At 50.2% G+C, this 22,129-nt stretch carries 22 protein-coding genes and 1 other annotated feature; of the genes, 2 read left to right on the top strand and 20 right to left on the bottom strand.

Features of this window, described 5'->3' with window-relative positions:
* Positions 1-131: 131 nt before the first annotated feature.
* The 10 genes from ACMP1L_RS09390 to ACMP1L_RS09345 all read right to left on the bottom strand — a co-directional run bounded on the left by ACMP1L_RS09390 (position 132) and on the right by ACMP1L_RS09345 (position 12,295).
* A complete protein-coding gene (locus ACMP1L_RS09390; RefSeq protein WP_418452819.1) occupies positions 132-1,823 on the bottom strand; it encodes a DEAD/DEAH box helicase in 1,692 nt (563 codons plus the stop codon).
* Positions 1,824-2,072: 249 nt separating this feature from the next.
* A complete protein-coding gene (locus ACMP1L_RS09385; RefSeq protein ID WP_418452818.1) occupies positions 2,073-2,861 on the bottom strand; it encodes a hypothetical protein in 789 nt (262 codons plus the stop codon).
* 82 nt (positions 2,862-2,943) lie between these two features.
* The gene (locus tag ACMP1L_RS09380; protein WP_118732275.1) at positions 2,944-3,636 is read right to left on the bottom strand and encodes a response regulator transcription factor; all 693 of its coding nucleotides are present in this window, start codon (positions 3,634-3,636) and stop codon (positions 2,944-2,946) included.
* Positions 3,611-4,726 (bottom strand): sensor histidine kinase, encoded by a 1,116-nt coding sequence (locus ACMP1L_RS09375; protein WP_118732276.1) that lies wholly within the window; start codon positions 4,724-4,726, stop codon positions 3,611-3,613. Before ACMP1L_RS09375 ends, ACMP1L_RS09380 begins: the two co-directional genes overlap by 26 nt.
* Positions 4,727-4,814: 88 nt before the next feature.
* The gene (locus ACMP1L_RS09370) at positions 4,815-5,588 is read right to left on the bottom strand and encodes an ABC transporter ATP-binding protein (RefSeq protein WP_418452817.1); all 774 of its coding nucleotides are present in this window, start codon (positions 5,586-5,588) and stop codon (positions 4,815-4,817) included.
* Positions 5,581-6,465, bottom strand: coding sequence for an ABC transporter permease (locus ACMP1L_RS09365; RefSeq protein ID WP_418452815.1), 885 nt, complete (start codon positions 6,463-6,465; stop codon positions 5,581-5,583). Before ACMP1L_RS09365 ends, ACMP1L_RS09370 begins: the two co-directional genes overlap by 8 nt.
* 47 nt (positions 6,466-6,512) lie before the next feature.
* A complete protein-coding gene (locus tag ACMP1L_RS09360) occupies positions 6,513-7,604 on the bottom strand; it encodes an ABC transporter substrate-binding protein (RefSeq protein WP_418452813.1) in 1,092 nt (363 codons plus the stop codon).
* 52 nt (positions 7,605-7,656) lie between these two features.
* Positions 7,657-7,915, bottom strand: a binding site (T-box leader).
* Positions 7,916-8,050: 135 nt separating this feature from the next.
* Complete coding sequence (gene recG / locus ACMP1L_RS09355) at positions 8,051-10,126, bottom strand: ATP-dependent DNA helicase RecG (protein ID WP_418452831.1); 2,076 nt, start codon at positions 10,124-10,126, stop codon at positions 8,051-8,053.
* A gap of 101 nt (positions 10,127-10,227) precedes the next feature.
* Positions 10,228-11,925: a DAK2 domain-containing protein gene (locus ACMP1L_RS09350; RefSeq protein ID WP_418452812.1), complete on the bottom strand. Its 1,698-nt coding sequence runs from the start codon at positions 11,923-11,925 to the stop codon at positions 10,228-10,230.
* A 13-nt stretch (positions 11,926-11,938) separates the two neighbouring features.
* Positions 11,939-12,295 carry an Asp23/Gls24 family envelope stress response protein gene (locus ACMP1L_RS09345; RefSeq protein WP_118732281.1) on the bottom strand — a complete coding sequence of 119 codons (357 nt, stop codon included), beginning with the start codon at positions 12,293-12,295 and terminating at the stop codon, positions 11,939-11,941.
* 327 nt (positions 12,296-12,622) lie between these two features.
* Here ACMP1L_RS09345 and rpmB point away from each other — a divergent pair, with 327 nt between their 5' ends.
* On the top strand, positions 12,623-12,808 hold the full coding sequence (gene rpmB / locus ACMP1L_RS09340; RefSeq protein WP_118533668.1) for a 50S ribosomal protein L28: 186 nt from the start codon (positions 12,623-12,625) through the stop codon (positions 12,806-12,808).
* A gap of 106 nt (positions 12,809-12,914) precedes the next feature.
* On the opposite strand, the gene ACMP1L_RS09335 is transcribed toward rpmB, so the two are convergent.
* The 10 genes from ACMP1L_RS09335 to ACMP1L_RS09290 form a co-directional block, all read right to left on the bottom strand.
* Entirely contained in the window at positions 12,915-13,052 is a 138-nt protein-coding gene (locus tag ACMP1L_RS09335; RefSeq protein WP_178716430.1) for a hypothetical protein, read from the bottom strand.
* Positions 13,053-13,186: 134 nt separating this feature from the next.
* On the bottom strand, positions 13,187-13,603 hold the full coding sequence (locus tag ACMP1L_RS09330; protein ID WP_118732282.1) for a GerW family sporulation protein: 417 nt from the start codon (positions 13,601-13,603) through the stop codon (positions 13,187-13,189).
* 66 nt (positions 13,604-13,669) lie between these two features.
* A complete protein-coding gene (locus ACMP1L_RS09325; protein ID WP_418452809.1) occupies positions 13,670-14,611 on the bottom strand; it encodes a DUF2953 domain-containing protein in 942 nt (313 codons plus the stop codon).
* Positions 14,605-14,931: a hypothetical protein gene (locus ACMP1L_RS09320; RefSeq protein ID WP_118732284.1), complete on the bottom strand. Its 327-nt coding sequence runs from the start codon at positions 14,929-14,931 to the stop codon at positions 14,605-14,607. The genes ACMP1L_RS09325 and ACMP1L_RS09320 overlap by 7 nt, the downstream gene beginning before the upstream one ends.
* 80 nt (positions 14,932-15,011) lie before the next feature.
* Positions 15,012-16,259 carry a competence/damage-inducible protein A gene (locus ACMP1L_RS09315; protein ID WP_118732285.1) on the bottom strand — a complete coding sequence of 416 codons (1,248 nt, stop codon included), beginning with the start codon at positions 16,257-16,259 and terminating at the stop codon, positions 15,012-15,014.
* Positions 16,260-16,802, bottom strand: coding sequence for a CDP-diacylglycerol--glycerol-3-phosphate 3-phosphatidyltransferase (gene pgsA / locus ACMP1L_RS09310; RefSeq protein ID WP_118732286.1), 543 nt, complete (start codon positions 16,800-16,802; stop codon positions 16,260-16,262). It abuts the gene before it with no gap.
* Positions 16,786-18,126, bottom strand: a complete 1,341-nt coding sequence (gene rimO, locus ACMP1L_RS09305) for a 30S ribosomal protein S12 methylthiotransferase RimO (RefSeq protein WP_418452806.1) — start codon at positions 18,124-18,126, stop codon at positions 16,786-16,788. The genes pgsA and rimO overlap by 17 nt, the downstream gene beginning before the upstream one ends.
* Before the next feature lie 88 nt (positions 18,127-18,214).
* On the bottom strand, positions 18,215-18,541 hold the full coding sequence (gene rpoZ, locus ACMP1L_RS09300) for a DNA-directed RNA polymerase subunit omega (RefSeq protein ID WP_118732288.1): 327 nt from the start codon (positions 18,539-18,541) through the stop codon (positions 18,215-18,217).
* Positions 18,542-18,608: 67 nt separating this feature from the next.
* Complete coding sequence (gene gmk, locus ACMP1L_RS09295) at positions 18,609-19,232, bottom strand: guanylate kinase (RefSeq protein WP_418452804.1); 624 nt, start codon at positions 19,230-19,232, stop codon at positions 18,609-18,611.
* Positions 19,233-19,299: 67 nt separating this feature from the next.
* The gene (locus ACMP1L_RS09290; RefSeq protein WP_418452803.1) at positions 19,300-20,178 is read right to left on the bottom strand and encodes a YicC/YloC family endoribonuclease; all 879 of its coding nucleotides are present in this window, start codon (positions 20,176-20,178) and stop codon (positions 19,300-19,302) included.
* 166 nt (positions 20,179-20,344) lie between these two features.
* On the opposite strand from ACMP1L_RS09290, the gene ACMP1L_RS09285 reads away from it, so the two are divergent.
* Positions 20,345-22,090, top strand: a complete 1,746-nt coding sequence (locus ACMP1L_RS09285; RefSeq protein WP_418452801.1) for an Rqc2 family fibronectin-binding protein — start codon at positions 20,345-20,347, stop codon at positions 22,088-22,090.
* Positions 22,091-22,129 lie beyond the last annotated feature (39 nt).

The following is a 22,129-nucleotide window of genomic DNA, read 5'->3' as shown; positions in this document are numbered from 1 at the left end:
TTTCCTCGCCGTTCGCCGTAACCGTGCAAGCACGCTTCCGGCTCTCTTGCGCTCGTCACATTATATCATAAAAGGCGCATACTTTCCATACGCGCCTTCGTGTTTCATTTTATATTCTGTTTTTCCCGTAATTAACGGCCGTTTGCAGGTTCCATATGAATGGATTTTCCCTTAATGCGGGCATTCTTCATGCATTCCAGTACCTCCTCCGCGCAGTCCTGCGGAACTTCTACGAAGGTGTATTTGTCATACATGTCAATGCTTCCCACCAGACGGCCGGAAATGCCGGACTCACCTGCGATAGCCCCAAGGATATCACCTGGTTTTACCTTCTGTTCTTTTCCGATATTGATGAACAGGCGTGCCATATCTGCGTCATCCTGATTTTTTCTGGCGCTGCGGCCGCCTCGCCCGTCTCTGCCCTTGCCGTCTCTTCTGCCGCGGCCGTTTCCACGGTCACTGCGGTCACGTCTGGAATCCAGATCATCTAAAGATCTTGCCGGACGGTTATCGAAGATGATATCTTCATTTTCCTCACCCATATTCATGCGAAGCAGTGCAGCTGCCAGCTCAAGGGAGGTGTAGTCCTCCTCCAACAGCTTCTTCTCAATGATGTGGGAAATACGGTTCAGATCCATATCTGCCAGAACTTCCTTCGCCTGATCCAGGATTTTTTCTGCCTTGATCTCGGTAATGTCATCCAGGGACGGAATTGCCTGCGGAATGATCTTGGTCTTGCAGTAACGCTGGATGTCGCGCAGCTTGTACACCTCACGGCCAACAACAAAGTTAAATGCGATGCCCTCGCGGCCCGCACGGCCGGTACGTCCGATACGATGTACATAATACTCATCATCCTGCGGGATATCGTAGTTAAATACTGCCTCTACATCATCTACGTCAATACCACGCGCAGCCACATCGGTTGCTACCAGGATCTCAGTTCGTCCGTTGCGGAAGCTGTTCATAACGCGGTCACGCTGTACCTGCTTTAAGTCGCCATGCAGTCCCTCTGCAAAATAACCGCGCCCCTGAAGCTCCGTTACCAGCTCATCGACCTGCCTCTTGGTGTTGCAGAATGCGACAGAAAGCTTCGGTGCGTACATATCGAGCAGCCGGCACATAACCTCTACCTTGGTCTTCGGCTTTACTTCATAATAGTACTGGGTTACCTTCGGCACGGTTAGCTCTTTCTTCACGACCTTGACGATCTGCGGATCCTTCTGGAAATTCTCAGCGATCTTCTGGATGGCTGCCGGCATAGTTGCAGAGAACATTACCGTCTGGCGCTCCTCCGGAAGCTGGCTTAAGATAGTCTCCATGTCCTCTAAGAAGCCCATGTTCAGCATCTCATCTGCCTCATCCAGCACAACGGTATGTACCTGATCGAATTTTACAGTCTTACGGCGCATATGGTCCATAACACGACCCGGAGTACCGATGATGATCTGGGTACCGTCCTTTAAACCGCGGATCTGGCGTACAATATCCTGACCTCCGTAGATCGGCAGGATTTTAATGCCATGCATGTACTTTGCCAGGTTACGGATCTCATCTGCTACCTGGATGGCCAGCTCACGGGTCGGACAAAGAGCAATGGCCTGCAGCTTTTTCTTCTTCGGATCGATCTTCTGAAGAAGCGGGATACCAAAGGCTGCTGTCTTACCGGTTCCGGTCTGGGCCTGACCGATGATATCGGAGCCCTCCAGTTCCACCGGAATGGCCTTCGCCTGGATCGGGGAAGCCTCCTCAAATCCCATATCGGTCACGGCACGCAGGATACGGTCATCTAACTGTAACTCTTCAAATTTTACTGTTTCCATTCATTTTCCTCATTCTATTTACAATCTGTTTTCGAGTTTTACGCAGGACCTGTTCCAGTGGGGGGGACCCTGCGGTACAGGTATGCAAACACCTGCCTCCGACAGATTTTTGCACACAATCGCATCAAAAAAGAAGATTCAGGATGGTATTCTGAATCTTCTTCAGCACAATTTTGTATTCTAACATACGGATTTTGGAATGTCAATTTTCTTTTCGAGTGCAATCCGTAATTCATGATAGAATCATGATCACGAAAAGTTCCCTTCCGGCGACAGTCCCTGGTTTGTTCCATAGGTATTATAAATCTGCTCAAAGGTCCCTTTCGGCGCCTGGGCGATAAAGGATGCGCCGCTGCCGTACTTTCCATACAGCTTCATGATCTGGGCCATCTGGTCCTTCTCGATGGCTACGCAGCCGGAGGTATAGTCCTTAAATACACCGGAGCAGTGTAAAAACAGCGCGGAGCCCTGATTCTTGATGCCGTTCGGATTAAATCCGGCATCAATGGCGTAGTCATAATATCCGGCATAGCCGCTGCCGCCGACCCGCTCGCCTTCTTTGGAAATGTCACGGCTTAATTTGTTGGTATCGTCCTCCCAGACATAGGTGTCATCTACCTGGATATAATCGGAAGGAAAGCCCTCCAGTGCTTTGGCCTGTCCGAACGGGGTATTCATTTTAAATACTCCGATCGGCGTGGTCTTATCGCCAGAGTGCCGGTGATTGCTCATGCCATTCATACCAAGATATCCTGTTGTTTCCACACACTTCTCCCAGCTTCCTGCTGCGCTGCTCCGCTCAAAGGCATAAACATTGCAGCCACTTCCGCCGGTTCCTTCCACGATCACCAGTACCCGGGCTTCTTCCGGAAGCACAAAGCGGGATGCAGCTGCGGTTCCTGCCTCCCCGCTTCCGCTCTCCTGCGGCGCTTCAAAGCTTACGTTTGTTGCAGCTGCCGTGTTCTGTCCGCCTCCCGCTGTTAAAACCGGAGCAGAAAGAATCGCTGCCGCCATATAAATTCCTGCATGGATTCCCATGTTTTATCCTGCCTTTCTGTTACTGTTCACGCATTGCGCAAACAGCAATGAATTTCTTCTATACTAGATAGAGCCTGGTTCTTTATACCTTGAACCTGTATCCCACGCCCCAGATGGTCTCAATATACTGCGGCTTCGCGGTATTGAACTCGATCTTTTCACGGATTTTCTTGATGTGCACGGTTACCGTGGCAATATCTCCGATGGAATCCATATCCCAGATTTCCCGGAACAGTTCCTCCTTTGTGTATACATGGTTTGGATTCTGGGCCAGGAAAGTCAGTAGATCAAATTCCTTCGTAGTAAAGTTCTTTTCTTCGCCGTTCACCCAGACTCTTCGGGCAGTCTTGTCAATTTTCAGTCCGCGAATCTCGATGATCTCATTCTCCGGACTTCCGCTTCCGATCAGACGCTCATAACGGGCCAAGTGAGCCTTCACCCGGGCCACCATCTCACTTGGGCTGAATGGCTTCGTCATGTAATCATCCGCCCCCAGGCCCAGGCCCCGGATCTTGTCAATATCGTCCTTCTTTGCGGAAATCATGATGATCGGTGTATTCTTGGACTGGCGAAAACGCCTGCAGATCTCAAAGCCATCCATTCCCGGAAGCATCAGATCCAGGATCAGAAGATCAAAATCTTCGTTTAAAGCCCGCTCCAGACCGACATCTCCCTGTTCCTCCAGTTCTACCTCAAACCCGCTTAACTCGAGATAATCCTTCTCGAGCTCCGCGATGCTGGTCTCGTCTTCAATGATCAGAATTCTGCTGCTCATTTTGTATTACCTCCTGATATTTTCTCAGCACAAAATGCATCTCCGTGCCGATTCCTTCTTTGCTGGTGGCCCAGATACGGCCGCCGTGATCTTCAATGATCTTTTTCACAATGGAAAGTCCGATGCCGCTTCCGCCCTTGGAGGAATTCCGTGAGGAATCCGTGCGGTAGAACCGGTCAAAAATATAGGGCAGATCCTTGGTAGCAATGCCCCGGCCGTTGTCCTCGATCTCCACCTGAATGAAATCGCCCACGTCCTTGATGCGGATGTTGATGATGCCCTTCGGCTTATCCAGATATTTGACGGAATTGCTGATGATGTTGTTGATGACACGCTTCATCTGCTCTGCGTCTGCAATGACTTCCACGTCCTCATTGACATAGTTAAAATACCCCAGCTCAATCCCCCGGGATTCCATGTCCAGACCGACCTCCTCCGCGCAGTCGCGAAAATAGCTGTTGACATTGATCTTACTGAACGTATAGGGAATCTTATTCGTATCAATCTTGGAATAAAAGGTCAGCTCATCGATCAGCCGGTCCATATCGTTGGCCTTGTTGTAAATCGTGCGGATATATTTGTCCAGCTTTTCCGGCGAGGATGCCACACCGTCCAGAATTCCCTCTACATAGCCCTTAATGGCCGTGATCGGTGTTTTCAGATCATGGGAAATGTTGCTGATCAGTTCCTTATTTTCATTGTCATACTGAATCTTCTGCTCCGCACTCTCCTTTAAACGGATGCGCATCTCCTCAAAGTCCTGGCACAGCTCACCGATCTCGTCATCCTCCTCGATATCCAGCGTGAAATCCAGATTGCCGTCCCGGATCTTTCTGGTTGCCTCCTGAAGCTTGCTAAGCGGGCGCAGAATGGAACGGTACACCCAGATTGTCAGGGAACCGCAGATGAACATCAGCATCAGAACTGCCGTGATCATCAGCTGGGCTACCATAGTTCTTACTTCCGGGCCAAACCGGTCCATCCGGTTGGCCATAAACAGACGGCCCACCGACAGCATAAGACCCACAAACATGATCGGAAGGACACTAAACGTCACAAACGCAATGGCAAGACGCATTTTTAATCTCATAAAAAATACACCTCTCTCTACTGATTAACAGTATACCACAAGAGGTGTATTCCGTGTATTAAACTATTCTAAATTTTCAAACAATTTCTTAGTTTCCGCATTCGATGCTGATCTCATTGAATTTTTCCAGAATGTGATCGATCTGGATCTTCTTTTTCTCCTCACCGGCCTTGTCAATGATGGCATGACCCTGATGCATCATCAGCAGACGGTTGCCGTATTTTACGGCGTAACGCAGGTTATGAGTCACCATGATGGTCGTGAGATGCTTCTCTTTTACCACCTTGTCCGTCAGCTCCATAATGATGTCTGCGGTTTTCGGATCCAGTGCTGCCGTGTGCTCATCCAGGATCAGGAATTCAATGGGAGTCATGGTGGACATGAGCAGTGCCATGGCCTGACGCTGTCCGCCGGAAAGCACGCCGACCTTCACATCCAGCTTATCTTCAAGTCCCAGGCCAAGCATATGAAGCTGTTCCCGGTAAAATTCCACCCGCTGGCGGTTGGTGCCCGGGCGCAGGTTGAAGGGCTTTCCCTTGTTATCGGCCAGAGCCATATTTTCCAGAATCGTCATGGAAGGGCAGGTGCCCATGGCCGGGTTCTGATAGACGCGGCCGATACGCTTCTGACGCTTAAACTCCGGCATGCCTGTAATATCTTCATTTCCGATTTTGATCTGTCCCGCATCCAGCGGAATGCTGCCGCAGATCAGGTTCAGCATGGAAGTTTTTCCGGAACCGTTGGAGCCCACCACTGACACAAACTGTCCGTCCTCAATGGAAAGGGAGAAATCGTGGAACAGACACATTTCATTGACAGTGCCCGCATTATAATATTTATGGATGTGGTTTAACTCAAGCATGCGCCTTTACCTTCCTTTCCTTCCGGTTGCTGGCAACCAGGATGATCAAAAACAGAACTGCCGTGATCAGCTTTAAGTCTGATGCTGCCATGCCCAGGGCGATGGCCAGGGATACGCAGGCCTTATAGACAATGGAACCGAAGATGACTGCGGTAGTTGCCTTCACACCATGAAACCTCTTCAGCAGCTTGGTTCCGATGATCACGCTGGCCAGGCCGATCACCATGGTGCCGGTTCCGGTGCTGACCTCAAAGAAGCCTTTCTGCTGGCAGTACACGCAGCCCGCCAGAGCTACAAAGCCATTTGCGAGAGCCAGTCCCAGGATCTTCACCATGCCCTTATCCTTTGCCAGAGAGGTCACCAGCACCTCGTTATCACCGACTGCCCTCAGCAGATACCCGGCCCGGGTCTTTAAGAACAGATCCAGCAGGATCTTACAGAGCAGGACGATCACGAACAGGATAATGCAGACCAGATACGGATCCAGTGCCTCCGGCACGGCAGCTTCCAGAAATGTATTCTCAAAAATTGTTTGCTTGCTGAAGATCGGCAGGTTTGCCTTCCCCGCGATCCGCAGGTTAATGGAGTAAAGCGCTGTCATCATGATGATGCCGGAGAGCAGGTCCCGTACCTTCAGCTTCACATGGATCAGGCCGGTAATGCATCCTGCCAGCAGTCCTGCCGCAAAGCTCAGGAGCAGAGTCAGTGCCGGATGTACCCCCTTCAGGATCAGCATGGCTGTGACAGCCGCTCCCATTGGGAACGTGCCGTCCACAGACAGATCCGGAAAATCCAGGATTTTGTAGGTAATATATAAGCCAAGTGCCATGATCGCGTAGATCAGACCTTCTTCCATGACGCCAATGATGATAGACATTTGTTTCCTCCGATTTCTAAGAGCATGTATTCTTTTATGAATACCCTCTAGTTGGTGATAATCTCATCGAACAGTGCTGCCGCGTTGTCGGAAAGCTCTGCCGGAATGGTGATACCAAGATTTTCTGCTACCTTGTTGTTCCCATAGAAAGCTGCCTCTTCGATAATCTCAAAGTTCATCTCGCTTGCCTTCTTTTCGCCCTTTAATACTTTTGCTGCCATCTTACCAGTCTGCTCGCCAAGGCTTACATAATCCAGGCCAACCGCTGCAAGACAGCCGATCTTAACCTGCTCGATCTCGCTTCCGAATACCGGGATGTTTTTCTTTGCTGCCTTATCCAGGATTACCGGAAGGGAGCTTACCACGGTATTGTCGGTTAAGTTATTGATACAGTCAACTTTCTCTACCAGGGCATCTGCTGCTAACGGGATGTCTGCGGTAGAAGAAATACCACTCTCTACAATCTCAAAGCCATACTCCGGTGCTGCTTCCTTGTATTCCTCGATCGCGGACACGGAATTGATCTCGCTGGTGCTGTACATGATACCGATGGTCTTTGCATCCGGAAGCATGGTGCGGATCATCTTTAACTGGCTTTCAACCGGAAGCTTGTCGCTGGTACCGGTAATCTCTCCGACCGAGGTTCCGTCTGCGTTAGCAAGCTCTGCCAGTACCGGATCGGTAACTGCGGTGTAGATCACCGGTACGCCAGCATCCTTTGCTGCGCTGTAGGCACTCTGGGCGATCGGGGTTGCAATGGCACAGATCAGATCGGCTTTCTTGGAAAGGAAGTTGTTCATGATCTGGCTTGCGGTGCCGCCGTCTGCCTGTGCGTTCTCGTAAAGAACAGTCAGGTTCTTGCCTTCCACGATACCCTCATCTGCCAGGCCCTGCAAAAATCCGGTACGGCAGTTATCTAAGGAGCCGTGCTCTGCGAACTGGCCGATACCTACGGTGTACTCGCCATCGGCAAGCTCCACACCTGCTGCTTCTGCGGTAGTTTCCGCTGTGGAAGCTTCTGCTGTGGTTTCTGCTGCCTTTGTGTCTGCTGCAGTGGTCTCTGCGGTCTTGCTGCCGCATCCTGCCAATGCCATCATTGCTGCCATTGCTGCTGCCATAACCTTCACACTTTTTCTCATAATCGTTTCCTCCTTAAAATAAAAAAAATCTCAAATACAGAAATAAATCTGTATTTGAGACGAATATACTTAATCCGCGGTACCACTCAAATTGGTTTGCACCCACTCACCCGTATACTAACATATACGCCGCCAGGTAACGGTTGCGGTTTCCGTCAGTTCCTACTTTCTGTGCCTTTTTGCTCACCAGCCTCGATTTCAGATCTGCCCTCGAAAGTCCATTCAGCAATTCCTTCCATACTGCAATCCCACCACCTGCAGCTCTCTGTGATATCAGCGAAGTGCTTACTCCTCTTTCTCATCGGTTTGTCGTTGTTGCTACTTATCATAATGCGGCAGAACGGATTTGTCAATCATTTTTTTCAGACAATTAATTATTAATTATTAATCAGTCCGACAGGAGAGTGCCGTGAAATAGGACTCCCCTGTCTACGTTACTGGCTATATCATAAATTCAGTTTATCGTAGCTCTTACTCAGATACACATCCAACCGATCCTTTAGCGCCCGGTACTCTCCCTGCTCCAGCTCCGGGTCACGTTCCAGAATACGGTTTACTTCTTCTGATACGGTCTTTAACAGATTTGCGTCGGTAAAGATGTCCGCGATCTTAAATTCCATATCACCGCTCTGGCGTATACCGAAAAAGTCTCCCGGGCCACGCAGCTTCAGATCCTCAGAGGCAATGTAGAAGCCGTCATTCGATCGGTTTAAGATATCCAGGCGCTCCTGGGTACCATCCTGGTCAGAGCAGTTCACCATGATACAGTAGGACTGGTGCGCGCCGCGTCCCACACGGCCGCGAAGCTGATGAAGCTGGGCCAGTCCGAAACGCTCCGCATTCTCGATCATCATGACCGTGGCATTCGGAACATTCACACCGACTTCGACAACGGTTGTGGAAACAAGCACCTGGATTTCACCTGAAGCAAAACGCTCCATGATCTTATTTTTCTCTTTGCCCTTCATTTTTCCGTGCAGGTACTCCACAGTAATGCCTGCAGGCAGCTTTTCCCGCAGAAGCTTTGTGTAGTCCAGCACATTTTCCGCCTCGATCATCTCGCTCTCCTCTACCATGGGACAGATGACGTAGGCCTGGCGCCCGGCAGCAATTTCCCTGGCAATGAACTGATATGCCCTGTCCCGGTACCCGGTGTTTACCACACAGTTTTTGACAGGCAAACGCTCTGCCGGCATCTCATCAATAATAGAAATATCCAGATCTCCATACAGAATGATAGCCAGAGTCCTGGGGATCGGGGTGGCACTCATGACCAGCACATGCGGTGTCAGCTCCGGATCATGTTCACTGCCCTTGTTTCCCAGGGCCTCCCGCTGCCCTACGCCGAACCGGTGCTGCTCATCGGTAATGACCAGGGCCAGCCGGTCATAATGCACTTTTTCCTGGATCAGGGCATGAGTTCCCACTATGATATCTGCCTCGTGAGAAGCAATCTTTTCGTAGGCCAGACGTTTTTCCTTTGCCGTCATGGAACCTGTCACCAGAACCACCTGCATTTCAATCCCGTAAGTGGAAAACAGACCGGTAATGGATTCGTAGTGCTGCTTTGCCAGAACCTCGGTCGGAGCCATCAAGGCCCCCTGACAGCCGTTCATAGCCGTTTCCAGAAGGGCCAGTACTGCCACAATGGTTTTTCCGGAGCCCACATCGCCCTGTACCAGACGGTTCATGACCAGTCCGCTTTCCAGATCCCTCCGCACCTCTTCCAGAACCTTTTTCTGGGCACCGGTCAGCTCATAGGGCAGAGAATCCAGGAGTTGATCGACCTTCGCTGACCGCGGGATCACATAGCTGCTTTTTAAGTCCTGACGTTTTTCCTTTAACTGGCGCACAGAAAGCAGAAAGAACAGAAATTCATCAAACACCAGGCGCTTTCTGGCAAAGAGCAGTTCCTTCCGGTCTGCCGGAAAATGGATATGCTCGATCGCATAATTGTATTCTGCAAGTTCGTAACGGCTGCGAAGCTCCTCCGGCAGATACTCCCGCTCCATCTGCCGCTGTTCCAATGCCTGCTGCACTGCACGGGTGATGGTCTTATTGCCCAGTCCCTTTGTCTGTCCATACACCGGCTGCATGGAATGCATGATGCCGCGATACTGTTCCGGTGTAAATACCTCCGGCTGCTCCATAGTCAGCCGTCCGTTCTTTTTTACCACACGGCCTCGAAAAATGAGGATCTGGCCCATCTGCAGAACAGTGCGCAGATAAGGCATATTATACCAGGTCAGCTGCAGTGCCCCGGTCATATCCCGTACGTCCGTGATCACAACCTGGATATTCTTAAAACGGCGCACGGACGGCGTCTTCATAAGCTGGCCGGATACCGCAAACATCCCCTTTTCCCGCAGTTTTCCAACGGGAACCGGTTCTTCGTAGGCATCGTAGGCACGCGGATAATCGTGAAGCAGCTCCTCTACTGTCTCAACTCCCAGTTTTGCAAACAAGCCTGCCGTTTTTTCCCCAATTCCCTTCAGGACGGTAATTGGCTGCTGATTCATAATCATTCTCCTATATTGCAAAAGGAGAGTTATCCGTAAAGACAACTCCCCTCATATTTTCGCCTTACAGTAAAGTGTCCGTTTCCGGCTGCATGCAGCTGCGGCTACTCTACAGAAATCAGATAATAGTAGATCGGCTGACCGCCCTCCTGAAGCTCAATTTCCACATCCGGGCAGCTTTCCTGAAGCTTTGCTGTCAGGGCCTGCGCGTCTGCTGCACTCACATCGCTTCCGTAGTAAACGGTAACCAGCTCGGAATCCTCATCCAGCATAGCCTTTAAGGTGTCAACGGTGGTCTTCTCAAGACTGGTGCTGACAGCCAGCATACCGTGGTCACCGATTCCCATGATATCGCCCTCATGGATCTCCATGTCATCTATGACGGTATTGCGCACCGCATAGGTAATCTGACCGGTTTTCACACGGCCCATCTCTTCCACCATGGTTGCCAGATTCTCCTCCGGAGTCTGATCCGGAATAAAGTTAATCAGCGCGGTAATGCCCTGCGGTACTGTCTTAGACGGAACTACGATGATCTGCTTGTCCTCTACCAGATACTTTGCCTGCTCTGCAGCCAGAATAATGTTCTTGTTGTTCGGAAGGATATAGATGGTATCCGCGTTCACGTGGTCGATCGCGTTGACCATGTCCTCGGTACTCGGGTTCATGGTCTGACCGCCCTCGATCAGGTAATCTGCGCCAATGCCCTTAAAGATCTCGCCCAGCCCGTCTCCAACGGATACCGCAATGAAGCCATATGGCTTTCTCGGCTCATCCTTTGCTGTCTCTGCCTTTTCTTCCCCGGCTTTCTGCTCTGCTGCCTTGCGCTCTGCGTCCTGGATCACGCGCTCCTGGTGCTCCTCGCGCATATTGTCGATCTTCATGCGGGACAGGGAGCCAAAGGTCAGTGCCTTCTGGATGGCAAGCCCCGGATCATTGGTATGAACATGTACTTTTACAATATCATCATCGGAAACCACCACGATGGAATCACCGATCGACTCCAGATAAGCCTTGAACTCATGTTCGCTGTTTTCATCGTAATGCTGCTCCAGATTGATGATGAACTCGGTACAGTAGCCATATTTGATATGTGCCGTGTCAATGTCAGTGGATGCCGCACCCTTTGCTTCTGCCGGTGCACCTGCCGCAGGTTTGGCATCCGGAACCGTGATATCCACTTCCTTGCCGCTGATGCCGTCAAATGCGCCCTTTAATACCTGCATCAGTCCCTGACCGCCTGAGTCTACCACACCTGCCTGCTTTAATACCGGAAGCATCTCCGGAGTCTGGCTTAACACATAATCACCATGTTCAATGACCCTGCTGCCGAACTCCAGGATGTCATCTGTCTCCTCGGCAGCCTCTACTGCCTTATCTGCCATGCCCTTCGCAACCGTCAGGATCGTACCCTCTTTCGGCTTCATAACTGCCTTATAAGCGGTCTCAGTGGCATGGACAAAGGCCTGGGCCAGCGTCTTGACATCTACAGCCTCTTTTCCCTTGATCTCTTTGGTAAAACCGCGGAACAGCTGGGATAAGATAACGCCGGAGTTTCCTCTTGCGCCGCGCAGGGAGCCGGAAGAAATTGCCTTGGCCAGGGAATCCATGGTTGGGTCCTTTACAGCTGCCACCTCTCTGGCCGCGGCCATGATCGTCATGGTCATATTGGTTCCGGTATCGCCGTCCGGCACCGGAAATACATTTAATTCGTTGATCCACTCTTTTTTTGCTTCTAATCCCTTTGCTCCGGCAAGAAATGCCTTCTGCATCAGACGGGCGTCTATTACCTTCACACTCACCGTCAGGTCCTCCTTAATCAATCACTCGTACACCTTCCACATAAATGTTGATCTTGTCAACCTCCATGCCGGTGAATTCTTCTACTTTGTATTTCACACTTGCGATCAGATTGTCTGATACTGCGCAGATGCTAACTCCATAAGCCACGATCACATGAAAATCGATGGAAATATGGTTATCCTGCACTTCCACAGTGATGCCGTGGGTCAGACTCTCACGCTTTAACAGCTTAACCAGTCCGTCCTTCATGCTGACCGCCGCCATACCAACAATACCAAAACACTCTACTGCCGTCATGCCCGCATACATGGCAATGACATCGGAGCTAATCTGAATCTCGCCCAGTTTGTTGTTGATGCGTCCTTTCATAGAAACCCCTCCATATCTATCTTATTTGCTGCCGGAAAAAGCCAGGCTGCATTGTTTTCAGATATGCCATTTCGGAAAAAGGCATTATTTAACTAATTAATCATATCACATATCCTTATTTATGTCCATTATGACTTTTCTCGAAAGCCGGTCCGCAAACAGTCATACATGAAAACATTTTCCCACGTTTTCTTCATTTATTTCCCCGCTTTTATATTTTTTCTCAAAAAAATGTGAAATTTCACTTGCCAAAATGGGGACTTTCTGCTATCATACTTTATGTTGTGGTTCCTTACGGGACCAAGTACCGGTTAAGGAGGTGCAATCATGGCTAAATGTGCAATCTGTGAAAAGGCTGCTCACTTCGGAAATAACGTGAGCCACTCCCATAGAAGATCCAACGCGATCTGGAAAGCAAACGTTAAATCTGTTAAGGTTAAAGTTAATGGAGGAGCTAAGAAGATGTATGTATGTACTTCTTGCTTACGTTCCGGCTTAGTTGAAAGAGCATAATTGGAACTGATGCTGAGGACATGTCGTTTGACATGTCCTCTTTTTCGTTTCACACTTTCTGCACAGTCTCTTATTTCACATACTTCTGCTATTTTCTGTATGGATCTCATCCGCAAAAAAGATAATAGCCCAGAGTCAGGCATCCAATGATAAAGATCAGCGTAGACAGTGTTTCCGGAATAAACAAAAGAAGCGTCATTCCGATCCCAAAGCAAAAAAGCATAAGCCCCAGAACACGCCTCATGGCAGCCTCCTGATATGAAAATACGGCTGTTTCTGCGCACTCAGACCAGAAACAGCAGCGTAAGCTTCCACTATCAGTATATGCTGTCTTCCATGAGGTATGAACCGGGGCTTATGTTATATCCGTGTCAACTGTTATTCCGCCTTTGCGTCCGCTTCCTCGCCGGCTGCCGCAATCTCCTGCGCGGTTTCCATAGCCTTTTCCGAAACCTCTTCCTTTTTTCCGCCAGCAAATTTATTCACAAAATCCGGCACCATATCAAGAACCTTGGTCACTGCATCCTGCTGCTTGATATTCACCAGCTTGGTCACACCATTCTGGATCACGAGCACGGCACTTGGGCTCATCTTGGCACTCATGCCGCCGCCCCCATTGTGCTTTGCATTGTCCGCAAAGGAACCGGCTGCCATACCGCAGGTCACATCCACCAGCGGGAGGATGATCGCATCATCCACCTTTACAGCATCTCCCACTACGGTCTTTGTCGTTACAAACTGATCCATCCCCTTAAACAGGGCCTCTACCGTTGAAACAAATTGATTTTCTGCCATATTGTCCTCCTTTATGCGGATGGCCAGATCATTCTGGGCCTTACAATTCCCGCCATATCATACAGCTTAGGCTTTCTCTTTGCGGCCTCTCGCCGCCCTGATCCACAATCTGATATTTTTATCCAGAAGCATCCGGAAAGCCAGAAGCAGAATGGTTCCCAGCCGGATATGTCCCTTCAGCTTCCATTCCCCTTCCAGGCATGGCTCCAGAAAATCCGGACATATCTGAAGGTGACGGCCATACAGGCCGTAAAACGGGCTGATCCAGGTAAGGACCTGCCCGGTCATATAAGGATCAGCAAAACCAAACCTGATCTTTCCTTCTGACTTTCTCGGCAGAATATGCCGGATAACAGCAAAAATCTGCCGTTTTGCCAGACGAAACGTTTTTTTGTTTTCCTCATTCCGGAGGAAGGAAAGGATCGTCTCCCACCGGTTTTTTCCCGCCCGAAGCTTCTTTGCCGCTTTTTTCAGATTCCTGTGGATCCCCTGGACGTTCAGCTTCAGAGCCGATAGAAAATGCCTGAAACGCGCTGCAATTTTACCAGCCCCGGCATTTTTCCCTTCGTGCCGGTCTGTCCCCGGCGTAGCGGATACCTGCGCAGTTTCCACCCGCTCCGTCAGCTCCTTCTCAAATGCATCAGCCTCTGATTTTTCTGTTTCATCTGCTTCTTCCGGGAAATCGGCACAGGCTCGCCCGGTCACAGGCTCTGCCCTTTCCGATGTTTCCGCTCTGTCCTGCGCTTTTTCTGCCTTTTCCCGTCCCGGATGAAACCAGAGGACCCGGACATCCACCTGCGCTTTTTCATCATAAGAAATCTTCAGGGAAATGAGATGCAGAAACCAGCTTACCGAAGCACTGCCCTTCAGCTTCTCATAAAAGCTGCCCTCTGCCCGGTACCGGAGCGGAACAAACAGCACGCTTATGATCACAAACAGGAGCAGTCCCAGAATTACAAGGAGCAGAATCCCGATTATTTTTAAGATTCCCAGTACGATTGCTACCATACGTCAATTCCTGTAAAGCGGGCAAACGCCTCCGCCGATACCTCTCCTGTTTTCTGATACAAATCATCCACCATCCTGCGCACCACCTCCAGAGCTTCCCAGTATGTAACCGCAATTCCCAGGATCATGCGCTCCTTCTTCTTTTCCGATGGAACCAGAAGCAAGGCAGAAGGATAGATGTCACAAAGATTCTCTCCATTTTGCGGGGAAGTAATCACATAAACCTCCGGCTGCAGCCTTTCTTCCCGAATGCCCTGAATGATGGCATACCGGTGCCGCTTTGCCCGCCTGCCCACATACAAATGACTGTACCACTGCATCACATCTTCTCCTTTTGCCTGTCACAGCATTTTTTCACAACGTTGCGAAGGTTTCCGGCTTTCACCGGCACACAGGATTTCTACCGGTAATTATCCAGAATAGAACGGCGCAGAAGATCCAGTCCCTTTACCACTGCCTGCTCCCGGATCTTGGCCCGGTTGCCCTTAAACTGATACCTCTGGACATTGACCTTGTCCTTCATATAGGTTGCGATATACACCAGCCCCACCGGCTTCTCCTCACTGCCGCCGTCCGGGCCGGCCAGACCGGTCACTGCCACACAGGCATCGGAATCGGTAGCAAATACACCGCCGGTTGCCATCTCTCTGGCAGTCTGCTCACTGACTGCGCCGTATTTCTTTAACGTACTCTTGCTGACATCCAGGTATTTACGCTTTGCTTTGTTGGAATACGTGATAAAGCCCTCGTTATAAACCTCGGAAGCCCCGGGTACATTGATGATGCGGCCTGCCAGCAGTCCGCCGGTGCAGGACTCCGCAGTTGTCATGGTCAGGTCATATTTCTTTAACAGCTTCACCACCGCCTGCTCCAGCGTTTCCTCTTCCTTCGTGGAATAAACATAATCGCCAAAGCGGTTTTTGATCTCCTTTACCACCGGCTTTACCAGCTTTCTGGCCTCTTCCTCGGTGGCGGCCTTTGCCGTCACACGGATATGAACCTCACCGGTCTTCGCATAGGTAGCAATGGTCGGATTCTTCTGTTTGTCAATGAGATCCAGGAGCTTATCTTCTACCTGGCTTTCTCCCACACCACAGATCTTTACCATCTGGGAACGGATCACCTCCGGCTGCAGCTTCTGCAGATACGGAAATACCTGATTCATAAACAGCGGATACAGCTCATTTGGCGGTCCCGGAAGAAGAATGGCAGACTTGCCGTACTTTTCCAGGATCAGGCCAGGCGCAGTGCCGTTATCGTTATCCAGAACCATGCAGCCCTCCGGAATGATCGCCTGTTTCCAGTTATTATCCGGAATCACCTTATAAATGTTGTTCCGGAAATACTCCTCGATCCGCTCACGGGTGTGCTTATCCTCCACCAGCGGGAAGCCCATTACCTCCGCACAGACCTCCTTGGTCAGATCGTCCTCGGTCGGTCCAAGACCGCCGGTCAGGATGATGACATCTGAGCGCTTCAGTGCTGTCCGGATCACCTCAGCCAGACGGTCGTGGTTATCTCCGACTGTAACCTGATGATACATGGTCAGACCCAGAAGCGCGCATTTTTCCGCAAGAAACTGGGTGTTGGTATTCACAATGTTTCCGAGCAGAAGCTCTGTTCCGACTGAAATCAGTTCTACTACCATTTAAATTGCCCCCTCTGTAAGCACTTTATGATTCTTTGCAATGTAATCCACCAGTGAAACCACAGTCAGCACCAGTGCGATCCAGGTGCAGGCCACCGTCAGAATGTGCAGGACCGGAAGATCCACGATCATTAAGATGACTGCGATCATCTGAAACGTGGTCTTAAACTTGCCCCAGTAGCTGGCGGCAATGACAATGCCCTGCTCTGCGGCGATCAGGCGGAAGCCGCTGATGATGAACTCCCGGCTGACAATGATAATGACCATCCAGGACGGAAGCTGTCCCAGTTCAATGAGACAGATCAGCGCGGAGCAGACCAAAAGCTTATCTGCAAGCGGATCCATAAATTTTCCAAAATTTGTTACCAGGTTATATTTTCTTGCAATCTTTCCATCCAGCATGTCAGTGAGACTGGCTACAATAAAGATGGCAGCTGCCAGGTTGCGAAGCAGGCGTACCTCCCCATGAAATGCCAGCAAGCTGACTACAAAAAAAGGGATCATGATCACCCGCAGCACGGTCAGTTTATTCGGCAGATTCATCGTATACCTCCCCGATCAGATCATAGTCATTGGAACCGGTGACCTTCACCCGGACAAAATCACCGGACATAAAGAGCTCACCACTGTTAACAAAGATATATCCATCTACATTCGGGGCATCCATGTAGGTTCTTCCTACATAAGCAGCTTCGTCAGCCACCTTGCCCTCGATCATAACATCCAGAACGCGTCCTACCATAGATTCGGACTTTTCAAAGGCAATTTCCTGCTGGAGCTCCATGATCTCGTCGCGGCGCTCCTCCTTCACCTCCTCCGGAATCTGATCCGGGAAAGCTGCTGCCGGAGTGTCTTCCTCTGCGGAGTAGGTAAATACGCCAAGACGCTCGAACTCCATCTCATCTACAAAGCGCATGACCTCTTCGTGATCTTCCTGAGTCTCGCCCGGGAAGCCGGAGATCATGGTGGTGCGAAGCGCAATATCCGGGACTGCGGCGCGAAGCTTTCCAATGATCTCGCGAAGCTGCGCCTGGTTGGTACGGCGGCCCATACGCTTTAAGATGCGGTCACTGGCATGCTGGATCGGAACATCCAGATAATGGCAGACCTTTTCTTCCGTACGGATGGCCTCAATGAACTCATCGGTGATCTCCTCCGGATAGCAGTACTGAATCCGGATCCAGTAGATGCCCGGGATCTCAGCCAGCTTATGGAGCAGCTCCGGAAGCATCTTCTTTCCGTATAAATCCACGCCGTACAGAGTAGTCTCCTGCGCTACCAGGATCAGCTCGCGGACACCCTGGTCTGCCAGCTCATTAGCCTCTTTCAGTAAGCGCTCCATCGGCACGCTGCGGTAATTGCCGCGCAGGCTCGGGATAATGCAGTAAGTACAGTGTTTATCACAGCCTTCCGCGATCTTTAAAAACGCGTAATGACCGCCTGTGGTAATGATACGCGAGGTCTCCACCTCCGGAAGCGCATTTAGATCGTGGAAGCAGCTGACATGTGCTTCTCCGCCAAGAGCCTGCTTTAACACATTGGAAATCTCATCGTATGTGGATGTTCCAAGAATACCGTCCACCTCCGGGATCTCCTCAAGGATCTCCTGCTTGTAGCGCTGGGCCATACAGCCGGTCACGATCAGAGCCTTGCATTTTCCGGTCTTTTTCAGTTCTGCCATCTCCAGGATGGTGTTCACACTCTCTTCTTTTGCGTCATTGATGAAACAGCAGGTATTGATCACAATGATATCTGCCTCGTTTTCATCGTCTGTAAAGGTATGGCCGTCCCGGTTTAAAAGTCCGAGCATCATCTCAGTATCAACCAGGTTCTTGTCACAGCCAAGAGAAACACATAAAATCTTCATAAATTTCAAACTCCTGTTTTATGGAAAAAGCCATCTCTGACATATGAGACGGCCTTCTCCTTTCTTTTATCCCATTATACTTTTATTTCTACTCCTCAACCTGCTCAGCTTCGATTCCGAATGCTTCCGGATCTCCATCTGCTGCAGCTTCGATCGCTTTTGCCTCTTCCGCTTCTTCGGCATCGTTATCGCCGAGGATTTTTACCTTACCCTCGTAAAGCTCCTGGACTGCGATGGAAAGCGGCTTTTTGCCTGCTGCTCTCGCGATGAGCGGCTCATCTCCGCCGATGATCTGTCTTGCACGCTTGGAGGTTGCAAGAACGATGGAATAACGGCTCTGTACGACCGGCTGCTCACCCGGCTCAACCTCGCTGTTTACTGCGTTGATCAAATCTGTATAGGATGGATGTAACATAATAAAACTCCTTTCTGGGGATATCTCTTAATCTTGTATAATAGCTTTATGATAAAAACAGCCTCATTTAAAACTGTTTTAAATCCTCTTTCATTTCCACGATAAACTCCTGATTCTGGGAAGTTTTGTGGCGCTGCGCCTGGATCAGCTCATGCATTTCCTGCACACAGGTCTCAAGGTCATCATTCACCAGAATGTAATCGTAGCGGTCCATGAACTCAGCCTCTTCCACCGCGCGTTTTAAGCGGCTTTTGATGACCTCATCTGTTTCTGTGCCGCGGCCCCGCAGTCTGCGTTCCAGTTCTCCAGCGCTTGGCGGTGTCACAAACAAAAGCAGTGTGTCCGGAAACCTTTCCTTCACCTTTAAGGCGCCCTGGATCTCAATTTCCAGAATGACGTTCTTTCCGGCTTCCAGCCGCTCCATGACATAGCTCTTCGGAGTCCCGTAATAGTTTCCTACATAGCAGGCATGCTCGATCAGCGCATCTTCCGCGATCATCTGCTCAAACTGGTCTTTCGTTTTGAAGAAATACTCTCTTCCATCCACTTCCCCCTCACGCGGTCCGCGTGTAGTGGCAGAAATAGATAACGCATACTGGTCTGCATGTTCTGAAAGCAGTGCTTTCATCAAAGTGCCCTTTCCTGCTCCCGAAAAGCCGGAAACAACCGCTAAAACTCCTTTACGGCTCATATTTAATCCTCGATTCTTTACTCGTTCTGTGATTATTCGTAACTGTTCAGTATCTTCACAGTCACGATTATTCAATATTCTGAATCTGCTCTCTGACTTTTTCGATCTCAGTCTTTAATGCAATGGCCTTATCACAAATCTCCAGATCGGTGGATTTGGACAGTGTGGTATTGGCCTCACGGTTCATCTCCTGTGCGATAAAGTCCAGCTTGCGGCCTACGCTGCCGCCTGCTTCCAGCTCTTTTCTGGTAGCATCAATATGACTGTGGAGACGCACCATCTCCTCATCTACACAAATCTTGTCGGCATAGATGGTAACCTCGGTAGCAATGCGCCCCTCATCAAGCGGGGTGCTGCCCAGAAGCTCTCTGACCTTATCCTCCAGTTTCTGGCGGTATTCGGTCAGGATGACCGGGGAGCGTTCCTCGATAAAAGCCACCAGACTGCTCATGTAATCCAGCTTGCCAAGCAGATCTTCCTTTAATTTTTCGCCCTCCTGAACGCGGGAATCCACAAATTTCTTTGCGGCCTCCTCGACGGCTCCTGAAAGCTGCTGCCAGATCCGGTCTTCATCCTCCGGGACCTGGTCCATGGTCAGGACCTCCGGCATGCGGGCCAGTCCTGATACGGTAACGTCGTTTTTGATGCCGAACTGTTCCTCCATCTGTCTGAAGCAGCTCATATACTCTGCAGCAAGGGAGCTGTTATACTTTAAGCACATCTTCTCTTCTGTGTAGTCTTCGTAGTTGATGAATACATCGACCTTTCCACGCTGAATATAAGTTTTTAACAGATTGCGGATGCCTGCCTCAAAGTAGTTGAACTTCTTTGGCAGCTTGATGCTTAAATCGAGATAGCGATGGTTGACTGCCTTCATTTCTACGGAAATCTTGCATTCCGCAGTGACAATCTCGCACCGGCCAAATCCAGTCATGCTCTTTATCATGATGTCCTCTACTCCTTTGCCATAGATAAAAGTATTATAATTCAAATGGAAAAACAAGTCAACGGCTTCGTGGCAATCGGTTTTGCGTTCTTGTAAATTTTCATGGAATCCTGTATAATTGGAAGAATCGTAATATCCACTTCATATAAAGGAGCTGTATTGTAACATGGCATTTGACGGAATTGTAATCGCGAATCTGGTCCATGATATCCGGCAGAAGTTAGAGGGCGGCAAGATCAACAAGATTGCCCAGCCGGAGAAGGATGAGCTGATGTTCACGGTAAAAAATAATAAAGAAACCCTGCGTCTCTCGGTATCGGCCAGCGCAAGCCTGCCCCTGGTATACTTCACTGAGACCAACAAGCCAAGTCCGCTGACCGCACCGAACTTCTGTATGCTGCTGAGAAAGCATATCGGAACCGGACGCATCGTCAAAGTATCCCAGCCGGGACTTGAGCGTATCATCGAGTTTGAGATTGAGCACCTCGATGAGCTGGGAGATCTGAGAAAGAAGCGCCTCATCATAGAGCTGATGGGCAAGCACAGCAACATCATCTTCTGTAAGGAAGACGGCACCATCTTAGACAGCATCAAGCATGTCTCTGCCCAGGTCAGCTCCGTGCGCGAGGTCCTGCCGGGCCGGATGTATTTCATCCCGCACACCACCGATAAAGAAGACCCACTCACCATTTCCGAGGAGACCTTTGCAAATGTCATCGGCAGCACCCCGGCTCCGGTTCAGAAGGCCCTGTATCAGAAGCTTACCGGAATCAGTCCCATCATTGGCACGGAAATCTGCCATCTCGCCTCCATTGACGGGGACCGTTCCGCCAACGAGCTTTCTCCGGCAGAGCTGACTCATTTATACCACATGTTTGATCTGCTGATGGAGGATGTCAAAAACGGCAGGTTTACGCCGAACATCATCTACCGCGGTGAGGAACCGGTGGAGTTTGCTTCCGTCCCACTGACCTGCTATAATTCTGCGGAGTATCAGGCCAAGTCCTTTGACTCCATCAGCCGCCTATTAGACTCCTACTACTCCGAGAAGAGCGCTGTGACCCGCATCCGCCAGAAATCCGTAGACTTAAGAAAGATTGTCCAGACTGCCCTGGAGCGGAACTATAAAAAATACGACCTGCAGGAAAAGCAGTTAAAGGATACCGAAAAGCGTGACAAATATAAGGTATACGGCGAGCTGTTAAATACCTACGGTTATGAGTTAAAGGGCGGGGAAAAAGAGCTGAAATGCCTGAATTACTATACCAATGAAGAGGTAAGGATCCCGCTGGATCCACAGCTTTCCGCACAGGAAAACTCCCAGAAATTCTTTGCGAAATATAATAAGCTGAAACGTACCTTCGAGGCCCTGAGTGACCTGACGTTAGAGACAAAGCAGGAAATCGACCACTTAGAATCCATCAGCACCGCCCTGGATATCGCACTGAAGGAGGATGATCTGGTACAGATCAAGGAAGAGCTGATGGAATTCGGCTTTGTGAAGAAACGTCCCTACGGCGCCAAAAAGCCGAAGATCACCAGCCGTCCGTATCACTACCGCTCCACAGACGGATTCGATATTTACGTTGGAAAGAACAACTACCAGAACGAGGAAGTGACCTTCAAAATTGCCAACGGCAATGACTGGTGGTTCCATGCCAAAGGAATTCCGGGTTCCCATGTAGTAGTCCGGACCGAGGGCAAAGAGCTTCCGGACCGTACCTTCGAGGAAGCCGCTGCCCTGGCTGCCTGGTACTCCAAAGGCCGGGACAATGATAAGGTCGAGATCGACTATATTCAGAGAAAGCATGTAAAAAAGGCGGCCGGAGGTGCTCCGGGATTCGTCATCTATCATACGAATTATTCGCTGATGGCTGAGCCGAGACTGGTGCTGCAGGAAGTAACCAGCTAACAAGATGCGCCTCCGGGCGCACACCCAAAGAGGGACCGG

The sequence above is a fragment of the Ventrimonas sp. genome (genome assembly GCF_048380235.1).
GTDB lineage: Bacteria > Bacillota > Clostridia > Lachnospirales > Lachnospiraceae > Brotaphodocola.
Note: the sequence above shows the minus strand (reverse complement) of the source record. Positions and strands in the feature narration are given on the sequence as shown.